This is a genomic window from Amycolatopsis sp. NPDC051716, assembly GCF_040681595.1.
Taxonomy (GTDB): domain Bacteria; phylum Actinomycetota; class Actinomycetes; order Mycobacteriales; family Pseudonocardiaceae; genus Amycolatopsis.
In genome coordinates this window covers 53,833-73,092 of record NZ_JBFAZA010000034.1, presented here as the reverse complement: position 1 = coordinate 73,092, position 19,260 = coordinate 53,833, and the positions used below count along the sequence as shown (strand labels likewise).

At 73.6% G+C, this 19,260-nt stretch carries 18 protein-coding genes; 10 read left to right on the top strand and 8 right to left on the bottom strand.

Features of this window, described 5'->3' with window-relative positions; genetic code table 11:
- The first annotated feature begins 66 nt into the window (after positions 1–66).
- The 5 genes from AB0M30_RS36005 (at position 67) to AB0M30_RS35985 (ending at position 6,176) form a co-directional block, all read left to right on the top strand.
- The gene (locus AB0M30_RS36005; protein ID WP_364593441.1) at positions 67–1,383 is read left to right on the top strand and encodes a sugar ABC transporter substrate-binding protein; all 1,317 of its coding nucleotides are present in this window, start codon (positions 67–69) and stop codon (positions 1,381–1,383) included.
- Positions 1,383–2,315, top strand: a complete 933-nt coding sequence (locus AB0M30_RS36000) for a sugar ABC transporter permease (protein WP_364593438.1) — start codon at positions 1,383–1,385, stop codon at positions 2,313–2,315. The genes AB0M30_RS36005 and AB0M30_RS36000 overlap by 1 nt, the downstream gene beginning before the upstream one ends.
- Before the next feature lie 104 nt (positions 2,316–2,419).
- Entirely contained in the window at positions 2,420–3,229 is an 810-nt protein-coding gene (locus tag AB0M30_RS35995) for a carbohydrate ABC transporter permease (RefSeq protein ID WP_360183185.1), read from the top strand.
- Positions 3,226–4,239, top strand: coding sequence for a hydroxyacid dehydrogenase (locus tag AB0M30_RS35990; protein ID WP_364593435.1), 1,014 nt, complete (start codon positions 3,226–3,228; stop codon positions 4,237–4,239). Before AB0M30_RS35995 ends, AB0M30_RS35990 begins: the two co-directional genes overlap by 4 nt.
- On the top strand, positions 4,236–6,176 hold the full coding sequence (locus tag AB0M30_RS35985; RefSeq protein ID WP_364593432.1) for a DUF2264 domain-containing protein: 1,941 nt from the start codon (positions 4,236–4,238) through the stop codon (positions 6,174–6,176). The genes AB0M30_RS35990 and AB0M30_RS35985 overlap by 4 nt, the downstream gene beginning before the upstream one ends.
- Here AB0M30_RS35985 and AB0M30_RS35980 read toward each other — a convergent pair.
- Positions 6,162–7,346, bottom strand: a complete 1,185-nt coding sequence (locus tag AB0M30_RS35980) for an FAD-dependent oxidoreductase (RefSeq protein ID WP_364593429.1) — start codon at positions 7,344–7,346, stop codon at positions 6,162–6,164. The genes AB0M30_RS35985 and AB0M30_RS35980 overlap by 15 nt on opposite strands.
- An 82-nt stretch (positions 7,347–7,428) precedes the next feature.
- Entirely contained in the window at positions 7,429–8,373 is a 945-nt protein-coding gene (gene sigJ, locus AB0M30_RS35975; RefSeq protein WP_364593426.1) for an RNA polymerase sigma factor SigJ, read from the bottom strand.
- 48 nt (positions 8,374–8,421) lie between these two features.
- Between sigJ and AB0M30_RS35970 the strand changes: the two genes are divergently transcribed.
- On the top strand, positions 8,422–10,062 hold the full coding sequence (locus AB0M30_RS35970) for a glycoside hydrolase family 13 protein (protein WP_364593423.1): 1,641 nt from the start codon (positions 8,422–8,424) through the stop codon (positions 10,060–10,062).
- Between the two features lie 7 nt (positions 10,063–10,069).
- On the opposite strand, the gene AB0M30_RS35965 is transcribed toward AB0M30_RS35970, so the two are convergent.
- Positions 10,070–10,360, bottom strand: a complete 291-nt coding sequence (locus AB0M30_RS35965; protein WP_360183173.1) for a winged helix-turn-helix domain-containing protein — start codon at positions 10,358–10,360, stop codon at positions 10,070–10,072.
- Positions 10,361–10,544: 184 nt separating this feature from the next.
- Here AB0M30_RS35965 and AB0M30_RS35960 point away from each other — a divergent pair, with 184 nt between their 5' ends.
- The 4 genes from AB0M30_RS35960 to AB0M30_RS35945 all read left to right on the top strand — a co-directional run bounded on the left by AB0M30_RS35960 (position 10,545) and on the right by AB0M30_RS35945 (position 13,087).
- Positions 10,545–11,468, top strand: coding sequence for a TerC family protein (locus AB0M30_RS35960; protein WP_364593420.1), 924 nt, complete (start codon positions 10,545–10,547; stop codon positions 11,466–11,468).
- 2 nt (positions 11,469–11,470) lie between these two features.
- The gene (locus AB0M30_RS35955; protein ID WP_364593417.1) at positions 11,471–11,842 is read left to right on the top strand and encodes a bacteriophage spanin2 family protein; all 372 of its coding nucleotides are present in this window, start codon (positions 11,471–11,473) and stop codon (positions 11,840–11,842) included.
- Positions 11,843–11,976: 134 nt separating this feature from the next.
- A complete protein-coding gene (locus tag AB0M30_RS35950) occupies positions 11,977–12,594 on the top strand; it encodes a DedA family protein (RefSeq protein ID WP_364593414.1) in 618 nt (205 codons plus the stop codon).
- 10 nt (positions 12,595–12,604) lie between these two features.
- Positions 12,605–13,087 (top strand): hypothetical protein, encoded by a 483-nt coding sequence (locus AB0M30_RS35945; RefSeq protein ID WP_364593411.1) that lies wholly within the window; start codon positions 12,605–12,607, stop codon positions 13,085–13,087.
- Here AB0M30_RS35945 and AB0M30_RS35940 read toward each other — a convergent pair.
- From AB0M30_RS35940 to AB0M30_RS35920, 5 genes are all read right to left on the bottom strand, one after another.
- The gene (locus tag AB0M30_RS35940; protein WP_364593408.1) at positions 13,084–14,031 is read right to left on the bottom strand and encodes an RNA polymerase subunit sigma-70; all 948 of its coding nucleotides are present in this window, start codon (positions 14,029–14,031) and stop codon (positions 13,084–13,086) included. The two genes, AB0M30_RS35945 and AB0M30_RS35940, sit on opposite strands and share 4 nt — an antisense overlap.
- A 17-nt stretch (positions 14,032–14,048) precedes the next feature.
- The gene (locus tag AB0M30_RS35935) at positions 14,049–14,621 is read right to left on the bottom strand and encodes a maleylpyruvate isomerase family mycothiol-dependent enzyme (protein ID WP_364593405.1); all 573 of its coding nucleotides are present in this window, start codon (positions 14,619–14,621) and stop codon (positions 14,049–14,051) included.
- On the bottom strand, positions 14,599–15,375 hold the full coding sequence (locus AB0M30_RS35930) for an isocitrate lyase/phosphoenolpyruvate mutase family protein (RefSeq protein WP_364593402.1): 777 nt from the start codon (positions 15,373–15,375) through the stop codon (positions 14,599–14,601). Before AB0M30_RS35930 ends, AB0M30_RS35935 begins: the two co-directional genes overlap by 23 nt.
- Positions 15,368–16,783 carry a DHA2 family efflux MFS transporter permease subunit gene (locus AB0M30_RS35925; protein ID WP_364593399.1) on the bottom strand — a complete coding sequence of 472 codons (1,416 nt, stop codon included), beginning with the start codon at positions 16,781–16,783 and terminating at the stop codon, positions 15,368–15,370. The genes AB0M30_RS35930 and AB0M30_RS35925 overlap by 8 nt, the downstream gene beginning before the upstream one ends.
- A gap of 89 nt (positions 16,784–16,872) precedes the next feature.
- On the bottom strand, positions 16,873–19,260 hold a 2,388-nt coding region (locus AB0M30_RS35920), incomplete at its 5' end, for an NTPase (protein WP_364593396.1).

The following is a 19,260-nucleotide window of genomic DNA, read 5'->3' as shown; positions in this document are numbered from 1 at the left end:
CCTGAATTGTTGACTCGCACTATGACACAGCCCGACAGTGACAGCCATCACTTCGACGGAGGAGCAATGACGCTTCGGGAATCGGCGGCCCTGAACCGCCGGACGTTCCTCTCGGCCACGGCCGCCCTCGCGGCCGGCGGGCTGATCGGCGGCTGCGCGTCGTCGACGACCACGGCTTCCGGTGCCACGCGGGTGCGCATCTGGTCGTGGCTCACCGGCATGGACAAGTACGTCGCCGGGTTCAACGCGGCGCACCCGGACATCACGGTGGAGCTCAACGTGATCGCGGCCGGCCTGAAGGGCGGCTACGCCCAGCAGACCAACGCGTTGCGCGCCCACAACGCCCCGGACATCCTGCACGCCGAGTACCAGGGCCTGCCGCAGCTGCTCACCACCGGCGGCCTGCGGGACCTCACCGACGATCTCGCGGACCTGGAACGCGGCTACTCCCCCGCGGCCTGGCAGGGCGTGCGGCCCGGCGGCCGCACCTGGGCGGTCCCGATGGACCTCGCCCCGATGGTGCTCTACTACCGCAAGGACCTGTTCGACCGGCACGGGATCGCGGTGCCGCGAACGTGGGAGGAATTCCGCACCGCCGCGCAGGCGGTGAAGAAGGCCGACCCGGCGGCGCGCGTGACGACGTTCCCGCTCAACGACGGCTCCTTCTTCGCCGGTATGTGCTGGCAGGCGGGCGATCCGTGGTGGCGCGTCGACGGCGGCTCGTGGCGGGTGGACATCGACGGCGCCGGCACCCTGCGCACCGCCGACTACTGGCAGGGCATGATCCGCGACGGCCTGGTGGCCACGGCCCCGACGGGCGACCAGGACTGGATCGGGGCGATGCACACCGGCCGGCTGTGGGGCCTGCTCGGCGCGTCCTGGAGCGTCGGCACGCTGGTGAAGTCCATCCCGCAGGACAAGAACCGGTGGGCGGTCACCACGATGCCGACCTGGGACGGCGTCCCGGCCAACGGCGTGCAGGGCGGCAGCGCGTTCGCCGTCTCCGCCGAAAGCAAGGTGCCCGAGGCCGCGGTGAAGTTCCTGCGCTGGCTGAGCACCGACCCGGCCGTCGCGAAGATCGGCACCACGTTCACCACGCCGTTCCCCGGCTACCTGCCGAGCCGGGACGTGGCCCGGAAGGCCTACAAGGGCGGGTACTTCGCCGGCGCCCCGGTGTACGACGTGCTCGACGAAGCCGCCCGGCGCGTCCCGGACTGGACCTGGGGCCCCAACGCCCTGCGGACGTTCTCCACCGTCGTCGACCGGATGGGCGGGGTGAAGACGGGCGGCACGACCCTGGCCACCGCCGTCCGGCAGACGCAGGCCGGCGTCGTCGCCGAACTGCGCGAGCGGGGATTGACCGTGCTGGAAGGGAAAGCCTGATGACCGTCCTCACCCCCGAACGCGCCGCGAGCGTGCCGGCGCCCGCCCGCCCCGGCGCCACCGCGCAGGGCCGCCGTGGCCGCGGCCGCGCCGGCCTCGTGCTGGCGGCCCCGTTCGCGATCCTGCTGACGGCCACCGTGCTCGTCCCGATCGGGTACGCGCTCTACCTGAGCTTGTTCACCGATCGCCTGTCCGGCTTGGGTTTCTCCGGTCCGACACAGGCGTTCGTGGCGCTCGGCAACTACGCCGACGTGCTCACCGACAGCGCGTTCCACGCGAGCCTCGGCAACGTGGCGCTGTTCGTCCTGGTCCACATCCCGATCATGCTCGGCCTGGCGCTCCTGCTCGCCCTGCTCATCGACTCCGCCGTCGTGCGGCTCAAGCGGGTGTGGTCGCTGGCGGTCTTCCTGCCCTACGCGGTGCCGACCGTGATCACCGGCCTCATCTGGGCGTACCTCTACAGCCCGAACTCCGGGCTGACCGCGCTCCTGCCGTTCGACCCGCTGGGCAAGACCGGCATCCTGCCCTCGATCGTCAACATCGCGACCTGGCAGTGGGTCGGCTACAACATGATCATCTTCTACACGGCGCTGCAGGCCGTCCCCCGTGACGTCCTCGAAGCCGCGCGCGCCGACGGCGCCGGGGGCGTCCGGACGGCGTGGTCGGTCAAGGTCCCGATGATCCGGCCGACGATGTTCGTCGCCCTCGTGTTCACCGTCATCGGGTCCCTGCAGCTGTTCACCGAACCCCTGGTGCTGCGCGGGTTCACCGGCTCGGTGACGAGCACCTGGTCCCCGAGCCTCTACGTGTACGAGGCCGCGTTCATCGCCAATGACTACGGCCGCGCCGCCGCCGCGTCCGTGCTGCTGGCGCTGGTTTCCGCTCTGCTCTCGGCGCTGGTCATGCGCCTGTCCAACCGGAGGTCCCGGTGACCCTGACCCCTCAAGCTGTGTCATCCGAGGCTTCGCCTCGGGCCGGGGGCTCCGCCACCCGGAACCCCCGGAAAGCAGGTTCGCGGTGGACGTCACGCACGGTCGTGCACGTCCTGCTGGTGCTGGCCGCGCTGTACGCGGTCCTGCCGCTGATCTGGCTGGTCACCTCGGCCACCAAGTCCGTCGGCGACTTCTCCACGACCGGCGCGTTCGAGTTCGGGCAGTTCAACCTCGGGGCCAACCTCAGCGCGCTGTTCACGCAGGAGAACGGCGTCTTCCTCGCCTGGATCCGCAACTCGCTGCTCTATGCGGGCCTCGGCGCGGTGCTCGGCTCGCTGATCTGCGCCGCCTGCGGGTACGCGATCGCGAAGCTCGACTTCCCGGGCCGCCGGGCGCTGTTCGCGGTGACGCTGACCGGGGTTCTCGTGCCGACCACCGCGCTGGCCCTGCCGCTGTACCTGCTGGCGTCGCAGCTGGAGATCGTCGGCACGTTCTGGGCGGTGTTCATCCCCTTGCTCACCAACCCCTTCGGCGTCTACCTCGCCCGCGTCTACGCCGAAGCCGCGGTGCCCGGCGAGGTGCTCGAAGCCGCCCGGACCGACGGCGCGGGCGAGCTGCGGACGTTCTTCACCATCGCGCTGCCGATGATGCGGCCCGGCCTGGTCACCATCTTCCTGTTCCAGTTCGTGGGGATCTGGAACAACTTCTTCCTCCCGCTGGTGATGCTCACCGACCCGAAGCTGTTCCCGATGAGCCTCGGGCTGTACCAGTGGAGCACGCGCGTCACCCAGTTCCCGCAGTACAACCCGCTCGTCATCACCGGCTCCCTGCTGGCCGTGCTACCGCTGGTCGTCGCGTTCGTCCTGCTGCACCGGCAATGGCGGTCCGGGCTGGCGGCGGGCAGCGTCAAGTGACCCGGCGTCCGGAGACCCTGCTGGTGATGGCGCGGGACACGAGGGAACTGCAGTTCGGCGCCGCGGAACTGGCCCGGCTGCGCGCCACCGCCCGGCTCGGCGAGCCGCTGTGCGCCGACGAGCTCGCCTCGGCGCCGGTGCGCGCGCGGCTGGCGGAGGTGGAGGTGCTGATCACGTCGTGGGGCTGTCCCCCGCTCGACGACGCGGTCCTGCGGGCCGCGCCGAACCTGCGCGCGGTGCTGCACGCCGCCGGTAGCGTCCGCGACCACGTCGGCGCGGCCGTCTTCGACCGGGGCCTGCTGGTCACCACGGCCGCCGACGCCAACGCCGAGCCGGTCGCCCAATACACCCTGGGCGCGATCCTGTGGGCGTTCAAGAAGGTGCCGTTCCTGGCCGCCGACGCCCGGAAGTTCCGCGAGGACTGGAGCTACCGCGAGCAGCGCGGCGAGCTGTCCGGCCGCGACCGGACGGTGGTGCTGGTCGGGTTTTCCCGCGTCGGCCGCCGGGTCGCCGCGCTGCTGCGGCTGCTGGACCTGGCCCGGGTGCTCGTCGTCGACCCGGTGGCCGACGCGAGCGAGATCCGGGCGGCCGGCGCCGAGCCCGCGACCCTGGCGGAAGCCCTGCCGCAAGCGGACGTGCTGAGCCTGCACGCACCGTCGCTGCCGGAGACGCGGCACATGATCGGCGCCACCGAGCTGGCCGCGCTACCGTCCGGTGCCGTGCTGATCAACACCGCGCGGGGCGCGCTCGTCGATACCGCGGCCCTCGAACACGCCTGCGCCACCGCCGGCCTGCACGCCGTCCTCGACGTCACCGAGCCCGAGCCGCTGCCCGCCGGCTCCCCGCTCTACGACCTGCCCAACGTGGTGCTGACCCCGCACGTGGCGGGTTCGCTGGGCTCGGAAACCCGCCGGATGAGCGCCGAGGCGCTCGGCGAACTGGAGCGCTACGCCGCGGGCCTGCCGCCCCGGGCCCCGGTGACCCGGCATTCCCTGGCCGTGCAGGCATGACCGCCGTCGAAGACCGGCGGCTCTCGCCGTACACGGGCTGGACCCGCGGGCACTGGGCGGCGTACGCCGACCACCTGCTCACAGCGGCCGGGAAGTACCGGTCCCCGGCGGGCGCGCGGATCGACCTGCCCGGCCCGGCCAGCCGCAACGGCCGCGTCTCGGACGGCCTGGAAGGGTTCGCCCGGACGTTCCTGATCGCCGGCTTCCGCGTCGCCGGGGAGGGCGGCGCGGACCCGGGCGGTCACCTCGAGCACTACGCGCGCGGGCTGGCCGCCGGCACCGATCCGGCGTCACCCGAGGCGTGGCCGCGCCCCGACGAACTCGGTCAGTCCAAAGTGGAGGCCGCGTCGATCGCGCTGGTGCTGCAGCTGACCCGGCCGTGGCTGTGGGACCGGCTCGACGACGGCGTCCGCGACCGGGTCGTCGCCTGGCTCGCCACGGTGATCGGGCAGCCTTACCCGCCGATCAACTGGGTGTGGTTCCGGATCGTCGTGGAGTCGTTCCTGCGCGAGGCCGGCGGGCCGTGGTCGGCGGCGGACGTCGAAGAGGACCTCGCCGTGCACGCGTCGCTGCGGCGGCCGGGCGGCTGGCTCAGCGACGGCGACGAGCGCGCCTACGACCACTACACGGGCTGGGCCCTGCACCTGTACCCGCTGCTGTGGACGCACCTGTTCGACGTCACCGGCACCCTGTGCCCCGGCTCGCTGCGGCACCAGTGGAGCGCGGACCTCCGGGACTACCTCGACGACGCCGTCCGGCTGGTCGGCAGCGACGGCTCGCCGCTGCTGCAGGGCCGCAGCCTGGTCTACCGCTTCGCGGCCGCGGCGCCGTTCTGGGTCGGCGCCTTCACCGGGACCACCGGGCTGTCCCCGGGCCTGACCCGGCGGGTGGCCGGCGGCATGGTGCGGCACTTCGCCGGCCGGGGCGCGCCCGACGGGCTGCTGGACCTCGGCTGGCACCACGCCTGGCCCGCGATGCGCCAGGCCTACTCCGGACCCGGTTCGCCGTACTGGGCGGCCAAGGGCCTACTGGGGCTGGCCCTGCCCGCGCACCATCCCGTGTGGACGGACGTCGAGGAGCCGCTGCCGATCGAGACGGGGGACGTCGCCCGCGTCGTCCCCGCGCCCGGCTGGCTGGTTTCGGGACGGCGTCGCGACGGCATCGCACTGGTGGTCAACCACGGCACGGACCACGCCCGCCCGGGCGACCCGCGCGCCGACTCGCCGCTCTACGCCCGGCTCGGCTATTCGACGGCGACCTTTCCGCTGGCTTCTTCACCCGAGGTTCCCGAGCTTCCCGACAACACGGTGTACGTGCTCGACGCGGACGGCCGGGCGAGCCACCGGGCGGGGTTTTCGACGTGCTACGCGACCGAACTGCCGGGCGGCGTGCTGGCGGCGGCGTCCCAGGGGCGGGTCCGCTGGGTCGACACGGCCGGCGACGACTCCCCCGACCACGGCTCCGGCCGCAGCGGGCCGGTGGTGCCGGGCCCGGTGCTGACGGTGGCTTCGGTGGTGCGGCGGGGCGTGGAGGTGCGGCTCGCGCGCCTCGACGACGTCGGCGATGCGGTCCGTTCACTGCGGCTGAGCGGCTGGCCGGTGCCGGCCGCGACCCGGCCGGTGACCGAGCCGGGGACCGCCGCCGCACGGACCCCGGACCTCCGCTCGCAAGTGCGTCCGCTGCGCGGCTTCACCACGGCGGACGTGGTGGTCGAGGCCGGGGCCTCGCCGCTGGGCGAGTGGACCGCGCTCCCGTTCGTCGCCACCGACGGGCCGCCGGAGCCGGGAGCCGTGTTCGCCGCGGTGGTGGTCCTGGACCGCGGCGGCCCGGAGGACGCCGACCCGTCACTGGCGATCGCCGCGGACGGCCACCACGTCACCCTGACCTGGCCCGACGGCGTCACCGCCGAAGTTCCCCTGCCCTCAGTGCCGTCCTGAAAGCGTGGAGAGCGGTTCTCCGGCCGGGACGGTGTGCCGGCGGCGAACCGGAGCCATCGAGGTCGGGTGCGAGATGCTCCAAGCCGCGCTCTTGCAGATGATTTCCTTGAGGCGCGCGGCCATGCGGCCGGTAACGGCGGACGGTTTCGGCCGGTCGTCCGGGGTCACCCACTGCACGACCGCGTCGTGGCGGCCGAGGCTGATGCACTGGGCGGTGTAGCCGAGCTTGTTCTCCGGGAGCGGGCGTCCGGTCAGCCGGGCGGCGATGGCGTCGGCCGCCTGGTAGGCCGAGGGAACGCCCGAGGCGCACGACATCCGTAGCGGCTCGCCGCTCGCGCCCGGGGCGAGCGCGGCGTCGCCGACGGCGTAGACGTCGGCGTGCGAGACCGACCGCATCGTCTCGTCGACCACGATCCGCCCGGTCGCGGAGACCGCCAGCGTGGTGGCCGCGGCGAGGGGGTGGACGGCGAACCCGGCCGTCCAGACGGTCACCCGGGCCGGGATCGTGCGGCCGTCGGCGGTGACCGCCGCGGCCGCCTCGACACTCGCGATGGCCGTGTTCTCGTGCACGGTGACGCCGAGCCGGCCGAACGTCTCTCGCAGGTGGTCCCGGGCCTTCTCGCTCAACCAGTCACCGAGGCCGCCGCGGGCGGCGAGGGTGACCTCGAGATCGGGGCGCGCTTCGGCGATTTCGGTGACGGCTTCGATGCCGGTGAGGCCACCGCCGACGACGAGCACGGTCCCGCCCGCGGGGACCTCGGCCAGCCGCGCCCGCAACCGCAGCGCGGACTGCTTGCCGGCGAGGTGGTGGGCGTGCTCGGCGACACCGGGAACACCGCTGTCGGCGGCGGTGCTGCCGAGGGCGTAGACGAGCGTGTCGTAGGCGAGCTCGTCGCCTTCCGCGAGGGCGACCGTCTTGCGATCCGCGTCGACGGCGGTGACCTGCGCGATCCGCACCTGCACACCCGTGCCCGCGAAGACGCCGGTCAGCGGGCGGGGCTTCAGATCCTGGCCGGTCGCCAGCTGGTGCAGGCGGACGCGCTCGACGAACTCGGGGTCGGCGTTGACGAGGGTGATTTCGGTGTCGGCGGGGTGCAGCCGCTTGGCGAGGCGACCGGCCGCGTTGGCTCCGGCGTATCCGGCCCCGAGGACGATGATGCGGTGCTTCATGGTCTTGCTCCTGTCCGGTCGGTGTGTGCTCCCTGAACCGGGCGGGGCCGCGAAACCTGACAGGAGTTCGACGTGACCTGGGTCACCAGTCGCCGGCGAGCGGCTCCCCGTGCTCGGAGGCGTCCCACCGGCGTGTCGCGCGGGCCAGCTTGGCCGGGTTGGCCTGGGCGTGCACGGCCGCGATGCCGTCCGCCGTCACGTCCAGCGCGAAGACGCCGGCGACCCGGTCGCCGACCACCATGACCAGCGCCGGCACGCCGTTGGCGACCGCCGCGTACAGGGCGGGGCGGCCGCCGACCATCTCCCACTTGGCCTCGCCCGGCGTGAACAGCGTGCGCAGGAACCGCGCCACCCGCAGGGCACCGGTGATCGGCCGCGGCACCGAGAAGACCACGCCGCCGCCGTCGCCGATGCTGGTCGCGTCGTCGGTCAGCAGCTTCACGAGTGAGTCGGTCCGGCCGCTGAGGGCCGCTGCGAGGAACTCCTCGACGATCTTGCGGGCGGCGGCCGCGTCGACCTCGACCCGGCGCCGGTCGGCGGCCAGGTGCTGCTTGGCCCGCCGGTGGATCTGCTGGCAGTTCGCCTCGGTGAGGTCGAGCACCTCGGCGATTTCGCCGTGCGCGTACCCTAACGCCTCCCGCAGGACGTACACGACGCGTTCCCTGGCCGTCAGCCGCTCCATCAGCGTGAGCATCGCGATGGAGACCGATTCCCGTTGTTCGACGGTGTCGGACGGACCGAGCATCCGGTCCCCGGCGAGGACGGGCTCCGGAAGCCACTGGCCGACGTACGTTTCCCGCCGGGCCCGCGCCGACGTGAGCCGGTTGAGGCAGAGGTTGGTGAGCACCTTCGTCAGCCACGCCTCGGGCGTCTCGACGAGCTCCCGGTCCGCGGACTGCCAGCGCAGGTACGTGTCCTGCACCGCGTCCTCGGCGTCGCCGGCCGACCCCAGCAGGCGGTAGGCGATGGCCTCCAGCCTCGCCCTGGCCGCCTCGAACACCGCGACCTCGTGCGTCCCCACCGACATGAACCCAGTCAACCACCCGTGCCGGGGCACGCGTGCGAAGATCCCGAGGTGCCTTCGACTTCCTCCCGCCCGCGTTCGTTCTGGGACGACGCGGTGGTCTACCAGCTCTACGTCCGGTCCTTCGCCGACAGCGACGGCGACGGCGTCGGTGACCTCGGCGGGGTGATCGGGCGGCTCGGCCACATCGCCGGGCTCGGCGCGGACGCGATCTGGCTGAACCCCTGCTACCCCTCGCCACAGGCGGACCACGGCTACGACATCGCCGACTACCACGGCGTCAACCCGGAATACGGCAGCCTCGAGACGTTCGACCGCCTGGTCGCCGAGGCGCACGGCCGCGGCCTGCGGATCCTGCTGGACCTGGTCCCCAACCACTGCTCGGAGCGCCACCCCTGGTTCGCCGCGGCGCTGGCCGCCGGCCCCGGCTCCCCCGAGCGCGCGCGGTTCGTCTTCCGCGACGGCCGGGGTGACGAGCCGCCCAACAACTGGCAGTCCGTCTTCGGCGGGCCCGCGTGGACCCGCGTCACCGAGCCCGACGGCACGCCCGGGCAGTGGTACCTGCACCTGTTCACCCGCGAGCAGCCGGACTTCGACTGGCGCAATCCGGAAGTCCTGGCCTACTTCGACGACGTCCTGCGCTTCTGGTTCGACCGCGGCGTGGACGGCTTCCGCATCGACGTCTGCCACGGCCTGATCAAGGACGCCGCCCTGCGCGACTGGGACCCGGCCGACGGCGGCTACAACGCCTACAGCTGGAACCGGCCGGAGGTGCACGAGATCTTCCGGCGCTGGCACGCGCTCGCCGCCGGCTACGGCCGCGAGCGCGACCTGCTGCTGGTCGGGGAGGTCTGGGTCCCGGACCCGGCCGACCTGGACCGCTACCTGCGCCCGGACGAGCTGCACCAGGCATTCTCGTTCGACCTGCTCGTTCAGCCGTGGGAGGCGCGCGCCCTGCGCGGGGCCATCGAGCGCGCCACGGCCCGCACGGCGGTGCACGGCGCCCCGGCGGCGTGGACGCTGGCCAACCACGACGTCCACCGGGCGGTCACGCGCTACGGCATCGTCCGCCCCGAGCCCGCCCCGGCGAGCAACGACGCCTTCGCGGCCCTGATGCGTCCCCGCGGCGAAGTCGACGCGGAACTCGGCGAGCGCCGGGCCCGGGCGGCGCTGCTCCTGGTGCTGGCCCTCCCCGGCTCCGTTTTCCTTTACCAGGGCGAAGAACTCGGCTTGCCGGAGGTCCAGGACCTCCCCGACGAAGCCCGTCAAGACCCGGTGTTCCACCGCACCGGCGGCGCGGAGAAGGGCCGCGACGGCTGCCGGGTCCCGCTGCCGTGGGCCGCCGACGCCCCGGCGTTCGGGTTCGGCACGGGGGTGCCGTGGCTGCCGCAGCCGCCGTGGTTCGCCCGGTACGCGGTGGACGTGCAGGAGAAGGACGACACCTCGACGCTGCGGCTGTACCGCCGCGCCGTCCGGGCCCGGCGGGAATTCCGGCTGGGTGAACCGGGTCCGGTGGAGTGGCTGGACACCGGCGCCGACGCGGTTTCGGCGTTCCGGCGCGGGAAGCTGGTGTGCGTGGTCAACACGGGCAGCACGCCGTTCACCGCACCGGACGGCTGGGGCGAGGTCGTGCTCGGCAGCGACGGGTCCGGTCGCGTGGCGGGCGATTCCGCGGTCTGGCTGGTGTCCTGAGGGTCTGTCACGCCGGGGCCGCGGGTTCGTCGCCGAGCGCCGCGACCAGGTCGGCCACCCGGTGGTGCGCCTCCAGCGGGTGGCGCAGCCGGCCTTCCGGGTGGATCTTGTAGTGGTTGCGCCGGCCGACGCGCTCGCGCTCGAGGTAGCCCTCCGCGATCAGGTCCGCGAGGATCAGCTGCACCCCGCGTTCGGTGATGCCCACCCGCTCGGCGATCTCGTGCAGCGTCCGGTCGGGATTCGCGGCCACGCACAGCAGGACGTGCGCGTGGTTGCTGAGGAACGTCCACGAAGCCATAGCGGCCACAGTAGACGTCCGAACTTGACAGACGAAGTGCAGTTCGTCATTCTGGAGTAGCGGAGGGGAGTACCCGCCCGGTCCGGCATCGTCAATCCGGCTGCCCCTGAGCAGCCCGGTGCCGGCGTCACCGTCAGGTGACCGGGGAGACCTCCGGTTCGTGATCGAACCGGAGGAGTGTCTCGTGACCGTCCCGATCTGGGCCTGGGCCGCCGTGCTCGGCGTGATCCTGGCCATGCTCGCCATCGACCTGCTCGCCCACCGGCGTGCGCACGCCGTCGGCGTCCGGGAAGCCCTCGCGTGGTCCGCCGTGTGGGTGGCGCTCGGGCTCGCCTTCGGCGCCGTGATCTGGTGGGCCTGGGGCGGGGAGTTCGCGGGCCAGTACTTCGCCGGCTACGTCATCGAAAAGTCCCTCGCGGTCGACAACGTCTTCGTCTTCGCGATCATCTTCGGCTACTTCGCGGTCCCCCGCGAATACCAGCACCGCATCCTCTTCTACGGCGTCCTCGGCGCGCTGGTGTTCCGGGCGGTGTTCATCGCCGCGGGCTCGGTCCTGATCGCGAGCTTCGCGTGGATCCTGTACGTCTTCGGCGCTTTCCTGGTCCTCACCGGGATCCGGATGGCGCTGCACCGGGACGAGACCGTCGACTACGAGAACAACGCCGTGCTGCGGGTGTTCCGCCGGATCGTCCCGGCCACGGACCGGATGCACGGCAAGAAGTTCCTGGTGCGCGAAGCCGGGCGCTGGGTGGCCACGCCGCTGCTCACCGTCCTGGTGCTGATCGAGGTCACCGACATCGTCTTCGCGGTCGATTCGATCCCCGCGATCTTCGCGGTCACCCAGGAGCCGTTCCTCGTGTTCACGTCGAACGCGTTCGCGATCCTGGGCCTGCGGGCGATGTACTTCCTGCTCGCCGACCTCATGCACCGGTTCGTCTACCTCAAGATCGGCCTGGCCGCGGTGCTGGTCTGGGTCGGCGTGAAGATGCTGCTGCTGGACGTCTGGAAGATCCCGACGGCGCTCTCGCTGGGCGTGGTCGGCCTGATCCTGGCGACCGCGGTCGGCGCCAGCCTGATCCGCACCTCGGCTCTCTCCCGAAAGGAATGACCATGCGCCTGACCACGACGCTCCTGGCCGGAGGCCTCCTGCTGACCCTGACGGGCTGCGGGGTGGCCGAGACGGCGGGGCAGGTGAGCAACGCCGCCTCGACGGCCGCGGTCTGCACGGACGCGCTCCGCATCGCCACGGCCAACCCGGACCTGACGAACCCCCAGGCGGCGGCCGACCGCGCCCACGCGGCGGCGGACGAGCTGACCGGCCTGGCCTCGAAAGCCGCGAACACCACGGCGGCCGACGCGATCAACGGCCTGGCGACGACGATGCGCGAGACGACGGTCGACGACCTGGTGAAGACACCCGCGGACTGGGTGCAGAAGAAGGCCGGCCAGGTGGCGGCGCTGACCAAGGCCTGCACCGGCTGACCCCGGACGCGGCCGCGGCCCCGCACCGAACGTCGCGAATGACTCATTCGGGACCTCAGACGTCCCGAATGAGTCATTCGCGGCAGCGGGGGCCGTCGCCGTGCCCGACGTTCGCACCAGTCCCGGAAGGACTCATGACCGAACTCACCGGGGTGGCCGGGTGGGCCGTGGGGCTCATGGAGTCCCTCGGCGGGCCCGGGGCCGCCCTCGTCGTCGGGCTCGACAACCTCTTCCCGCCGCTGCCCAGCGAACTCGTCCTGCCGCTCGCCGGGTTCGCCGCCGGGCGGGGCAGCTTCAGCCTCGGCGCCGCCCTGTTCTGGACCACCCTCGGGTCCGTGGCCGGTGCCGTGGTCGTCTACCTCGCGGGCGCGCTGCTGGGGCACGACCGGATGCGCCGGCTGGCCGGGCGGATTCCGCTCCTCGGGACGGCCGACTTCGACCGCACCGCGGCCTGGTTCGCCCGGCACGGCGGCAAGGCCGTCTTCTTCGGCCGGATGGTCCCGGTCTTCCGGAGCCTCGTCTCCGTCCCCGCCGGGGTCGAACGGATGCCGTTCGGGCGATTCCTGCTCTTCACCACCGCGGGCAGCCTGATCTGGAACACCGCCTTCGTCGTCGCGGGCTTCCTGCTCGGCGAGAACTGGCCGCTGGTCGAGCGGTATGCCGGGTTCTTCCAGTACGCCGTCCTGGCGGCCGGCACCGTCGCGATCGGACTGTTCGTGGTCCGCCGGGTCAAGGCGCGCAAGGGCGTTTAAGGTTCCGCCCATGAGCCAAGCCGTCGTGTCCGCCCTGCGGGAACGCGTGTATGCGACGCTGGTCGGCCTGTCGACCGTGCTGGTCCTGGTGGGCTACGCGCACGAGACATCGGCGACCGAGGCCGTCGCGGACATCGCGTCCGCCATGGGCGCGCTGTGCCTGGCGGGCGGGTTCGCGGACGTGAGCGCCCACCGCATCGCCCACGGCCGGTTCCCGCGCGGCCCCGATCTGCGGCACATCCTCAAGGCGGCGAGCCACGTCCTCGAAACCGCCCTGCTGCCGCTGCTCAGCGTCGGTGCCGCGGCGCTCGGCTGGCTGCCGCTGGACGTCGCCCTGTGGATCGCCGCGCTGTCGCTCGTGCTCACGATCGCCGTACTGGCCCTGCTGGCGACGCGGCGCACCACCGTCCGGTGGCCGGTGAAGCTGCTCCTGTTCGTCGTGGAAGTGGCGATCGCCCTCGCCGTCGTGGGCGTGAAGCTGCTGGCCCACTAAAGCCGGTCCGGCAACCCGGCCGCCGTCACCAGCCGCGGGTCGTGGAACTTGACCGCCCGGGAGAAGCGGCCGCCGGTGATCGTGAACACCCACAGGCCGTCGGCGCGCCGCACGCCCGCGGCGTCGGGACGGTAGCTGCCCGCGGCGGGCTGGCCGTTGGCGCGGGTGGGCAGCAACCGGGCGGCGCCGCCCGGGGCGGAGAAGGCGCGTTCCAGGAACGGCAGGCACACGCCGACGCCCTTGAACCACACCGGGTGCGGCACGGCTTCGAGGCTGAAGTCGTCCTGGATGATCGCCCGCAACGCCGCGGTGTCCTCGGCCTCGAAGGCGGCGATGTAGCGGTCGAGCAGCGCACGCACCTCCTCCGGGCCGGGCAGCGGCACCCGGCCGTCCGGGTCCAGTTCGTCGAGCCGGACGCGCGCCCGCTGCAGGAGGCTCTTCACCGCGGGCACGCTGATGCCGAGGACGTCCGCGATCTCGGCGGCCGACCACGAGAGGACTTCGCGCAGCAGGAAAGCCGCGCGCTGCCGGGGTGGCAGGTGCTGCAGCGCGGCGACCAGCGCGAGCCGGACGGACTCGCGCCGCACGACCACCTCTCCCGGATCGCCGAGCACGGCGTCGGGCAGCGGCCCGAGCCACGCGACGGAGTCGTCGGCGAAGACACTCGTCCCGGGATCGTCCGAAGGTGTCCCGAGCCCGGCGGGCAGCACCCGCCGGCCGCGGTGGTTCAGCTCGGTGAGGCAGGTGTTGGTGGCGATCCGGTAGAGCCACGTCTTGAGCGACGACCGCCCCTCGAAGGCGTCCACGCCCCGGGCCGCCTTGAGGTAGGTCTCCTGGACGACGTCCTCGGCGTCCTGATAGGACCCGGTCATCCGGTAGCAGTGCGCGACCAGCGCCGGGCGCAGCGAGCCGAACTCGTCCCGCAGCCGCTCCTCGGAAGACACCACACGCTCCTCGTTCGTCATGGACATCGTCGATCATCCCTCCCGAGGGCGGCGAGCAGGCGTACGCCGGGCGGACGTCCCGGCGGCAGGGCGACGGGCTCGGCGAACACGCCCCGGCGGGTGCCGCGGCCGAGCACCGACGGCAGGGCGGCGAGCAACCGGGTGGCGAGCTCGCCGGGGATCGCCCGGGCCGGGTCGGCGTCCCAGCCGTGGACGGCGGCTTCAATGGCGCCCACGACGATCAGCTGGTGACACGGCAGCGCCAGCCCGTCGACGGCGACCGCGCGCCGGCCGCGAAGATCCCGGGCCGCGGCCGTGAGCGCGGCCGCGGCGTGGCCGAGGTCGCGCCGGAGGGACCGGGCGGTGACCGGACCGTTGCGCGCCGGCGTGTCCGGCGGCACGGCGCCGGACGCGAGTGACGTGGCCACGCAGCGGAGAGACCCCGTGAGGTGGGCCAGCGCGTCGGCGACGGTCCAGCCGTCGCAGGCCGAGGGACGGCCGAGATCGGCGAGACCGACCCCGGCCGCCGACGCGACGGCGTACTCGAGCGCGGCGGCGAGCATCGCCTCATCCGCCGGCCGCCCGGGCACCGGGCACCTCCATCCCCGCCGCGATGCGCAGCTCCGCCAGCGAGCCGCGCATCGCCGCCATCCCCGCGCGGTAGAACCGCGGCCCGAAGGACACCCTGGCGACCCCCAGCGTCGCCAGGGTGTCCAGATCCAGCTCCGCGCCCGTGTTCCCGTTGACCGGCCCGGGCACGCCGGCGACCACCTTCCCGAGGTCGGCCGCGGTCGAAATGCCGATCGGGTACACGTAATCCGCTCCGGCCTCGCGGTACAGCCGCCCGCGCCGGATCGCCTCGTCCGTGCGCTCGGCTCCCGAAAACCCGCTCGGCGGCAGAAAAGTGTCGATCCGCGCGTTGAGCACCAAGGACTCCCCGGCCGCCGCGCGGATCGCGGCCAGCCGGTCCGCCTGGGCCGGCGCGGGCACCAGTCCCCCGGCCCGGTGGTCGGTGTCCTCGAGGTTGCAGCCCACGGCCCCGGCGGCCAGCAGCTCGGCCACCAGCTGATCCGGCTCCAGGCCGTAACCCGCCTCGGCGTCCACCGTCACCGGGACCGGCACCGCGCGGGCGATCCGCGCCACGGCGGCGAACATCTCCCGCCACGGCGCCCGTTCGCCGTCTTCGTGCCCCAGCGCATCGGCCACCGCGGCACTGGACGTCGCCACGACCGGGAATCCCATGTGGACGACGAGTTCCGCGCTCGCCTCGTCCCACGCGTTCGGCAGCACCAGCGGCTTCCCGTGGTGCAGTTCGCGCAACAGACCGGCTTTCAGGTCAGACATCGCTTCGCTCCTTGGTCGAACGGCGGGGAATGAGGGAACCGGCCAGCGCGCCGGCCGCGGCGAGCACGGCGCTGCCCACGGCGGCCGCGGTGAACCCGGCGGAAAACGCGGCGCTCGAGGCGTAGCTGCCGGCCAGCGAGAACGCGGCCACCAGGAGCGCCACGCCGAACGCCCCGCCGAGCTGCCGCATCGCGCTGAAAGCGCCGGAAGCCTTGCCGAGCAGCCGCGGCGCGACCGAGGTCAGCACCGCGCTCTGCGCGGCGGGCAGGCACATCGCGATCCCCGTCCCGGACAGCACGAGCGGCACGGCGATCACGCCGTAGCCGATCGACGGCCCGGCGACCAGGGCGATCCACCCCATGGCGAGCGCGTGCAGCCCCAGTCCCGCCATGATGAACGGCCGCTCGCCGAACCGGCCGGCCAGCCGGCCCGCCAGCCGCGGGACGACCGTCGTCGTCAGTCCCCACGGCGCCAGCCCGAGCCCGGCGGCCAGCGGCCCGTACCCCAGCCCTTCCTGCAGGAACTGGGCCATGAAGAACACCGCACCCAGCGCGGAAGCCCAGTGGAAGAAGATCACGGCGTTGCCGGCGGCGAACCGGCGCGACCGGAACAGGTGCAGCGGCAGCATCGGGTGGGCGGCTCGCCGCTGCCACGTCACGAACGCGCCGAGCGCCACCAGGCCGGCCACCAGCGGCCCCAGCACGGCCACGCCGGTCCAGCCGGCCGAGTTGCCCTGGACCAGGGCCCACACCACCCCGAAGGAGCCGGCGCCGGCCAGCAGCAGGCCCGGGACGTCGAGGGCCGGGTCCGGGCCGTGGCTCTCCTCGAGCCGGGTCAGCGCGAAGTACGCCAGCGCCGCCCCGATCGGGACGTTGATCCAGAAGATCCACGGCCACGAGATGCCTTCGACGACCGCGCCGCCGAGCAGCGGCCCGAGGGGCACCGCCACCCCGCTGACGCTCGCGAACACCCCGAGGGCCTTGGGCCGCAGCTCCGCCGGGAAGGCGGCTCCGAGCAGGGCGAGCGCGAGCGGCATGACGAACGCGGCCCCGGCGCCCTGGAGCACCCGCCCGGCGATCAAGACCGCCACACCGGGTGCGACGGCGCAGATCAGCGACGCCGCCGCGAACAGCGTCACCCCCGCCGCGAAGACCCGGCGCCGTCCCCAGCGGTCACCGGCCGCCGCCGCCGTCATGAGCAGGACGGCGAAGCTCAGGCCGTAGGCGTTGACCGTCCATTCGAGCTCGGTGACCGACGCGCCGAGGTCGCTCCTGATCGCCGGCAGGGCGGTCGCCACGACCAGCGCGTCGAGGACGACCATCAGCGACGCCACCGAGGTGACGGCCAGCACCCACCTTCGCTGCGCCGTCCCCACGGCCACCGGTGTGGGTGAAGTCCTGGTGTGCACTCGGGTCTCCTTGCCTCCGGTCGTCGGCGTCGTGCCGCTTCCGAAGACTTGGACACCGCGCGGTCCCCGAAGGAATCGGTGCTCCTCGGCTACCGCGCCACCGATTCCTGCGCGGGGGCCGCCGGTGCCTCGAACGTCCGGGCCAGGTGGTCCTGGAGCCGGGCGTGGCGGAACTGGTAGACCGCGCCCGCCTGGCGGAGGATCCCGCGGCGGTAGGCGTCGTCGAGGAACGCGGCGGTCGCCCACGGCAGGCGGCCGGTCAGGGGCAGCCACACCCGGGACACCACCAGCCACTGGCCCCACGCGGTGAAGGCGAAGACGTACGCGACCGCCCCGCCCAGGCCGCCGACCGCGCCGACGACCAGGCCGCCCTCAAGGCTCCAGGCCAGTGGCCCGAACACCCCCTGCAGCAGCTCGACCACGATCCGGCCGCCGGCCGCGATGGCCAGGGCCAGCAGCGGGCCGAACGCCAGCACCTGGCGCAGCACGGTGGTGCGGTTGGCGCGCAGCAGCGTGCCCGGGCTGGCGGCCGAGCTGGTGTCGAGCGGCGTCTCCAGCACGGCGACGAGCCCGAACGTCGCCCCGGCGGCGAGGCCGAACACGAGCCCGCTCACGAGCGTGTTGACCGCCGCGGTCTCCACCAGTTCGCCGAGTTCCGGCGGGAACCCGGCCATGACGGCCCGGGAAATCACCGTCACCGGGCCGTAGCCCAGCCCGACGACGAACCCGCCCAGCAGCCCGGCGCCGAACCGGCCGGCGAAGCGGCGCAGCAGGGAGCCGGGCCGTCCGGCGCGCCCGCGCAGCCGGACCTGCATCCGCGACGGCTCGAACACGAGCCCGCCGTAGACCACCATGATCCCGTGGACCAGGCCGAACGCGAGGCCGACGACCGAGCCGACGAGCAGCCCGTCCACGAGCGCGGCGCGCAGGCCCGGCAGGAAGCCGAGCCCGGCGATGTCCACGGGCACGAAGAACAGCCAGTCGGCGACCGCGGTGGCGAGCATGGCCGAGAGCACGACGGCGAGGATCCGCGACGACCGGCGCAGCGAGCCGCCCAGCCGCCACCACGCCAGGTCGTGGGTGCCGAGCCGGTCGAGGTGGCGGGCGAGGTAGCCGAGCCAGCGCCCGGCGCGGCCCGGGTCCCACCGCGGCCGATCGCGGTACACCGTCGGCACGAAGCTGCCCAGCAGGTGGTCCTCGACGGCCTCGGCGGTCGGAAACCGCCGGGTGTCCACCAGGATCGAGGGGTCTTCGCCGGGTGCGTCGCTGTAGACGGTCCGGGCGAGCACGACCATCAGCGGCGTGCGGAGGACGGCGGCGAGCGAGGCGCCGGCGTCGCTGTCCAGTCCCGCGAGGACGGGGTCCCACACCGTCCCGGCCGCGTCGCCGGGTGCCGGGCGGCGGGTCGTGCGGGGCAGGTAGCCGAGCACGTCACCCGGGGTGAGGTCGGTCAGCTCGACCCCGGCGGCCGCGGTCAGCACGTCGGTCGCCGCGACGGCTGCCGTGTACTCGGCCGGGCGGCTGGTCAGCACCAGCGGCAGGGTGGTGCCGTTCAGCGCTTCCAGGGCGGCGCGGTGCAGGCCGTCGGCGAGTTCGTCGAAGCCGTCGAGCACGGGCAGGACGTGCCCGGCTTCGACCAGCGCGGCGGCGAGCGTGGTGCCGCCGGGCGCGGCCGCGGCGAGTCCGGGGTAGTCGCGCAGGAGGCCGTCGATCAGCCAGTCGCGCAGCGGTGTCGCGCCGGGGTCCCACGAGCCGAGGCCGAACAGCACCGGCACCGGCTCGCCGGGCACGCGGGTGCGCAGCCGGTCGAGGACGAACCGCAGGGTCAGGACGGTCTTGCCGGACCCGGCGCGGCCGAGCACCACCAGCCGCCCGGACGGGATCCGCCGGTAGGTGGCCGCGATCTCGCCGAGTTCGCCCGACAGGTCCAGCGGGCCGGCGGTGGCCCCGGCCGGAACGCGGCGGACGTTGGCCCAGTGGTCGGTCAGCCGCACCGGCAGCGGCCGCCACCGCACGGGCAGCGGGAACGGATCGTGGATCCGCCGGTGTTCTTCTTCGCGCTGCCACCGCCCGGCGACGGCGTGGGCGAGCCGCTCGGCCGCGTCGGCGAGTTCGCCGCGAGGTGAGGGGGTGCCAGGGAGAGCTGCGGGGTCGCTGGCCGCGGGCGGTTCGCCGCGCCGCGCGGACTCCGGCACGAAGCCGCCGGGAGAAGCTGCGGGCTCGCCAACCGCAGCCGACTCGCCGCCCAGCACAGACCCCGGCACGACCCTGCCCGGCAAAACCGCGCCCTCGCCGACCGCCGCCGGTTCGCCCCGCAGCGCGGACTCCGGCTCGAAGCTGCCCGCGAGAACTGCGGGCTCGCCAACCGCAGCCGGCTCGCCACCCAGCACAGACCCCGGCACGACCCTGCCCGGCAAAACCGCGCCCTCGCCGACCGCCGCCGGTTCGCCCCGCAGCGCGGACTCCGGCTCGAAGCT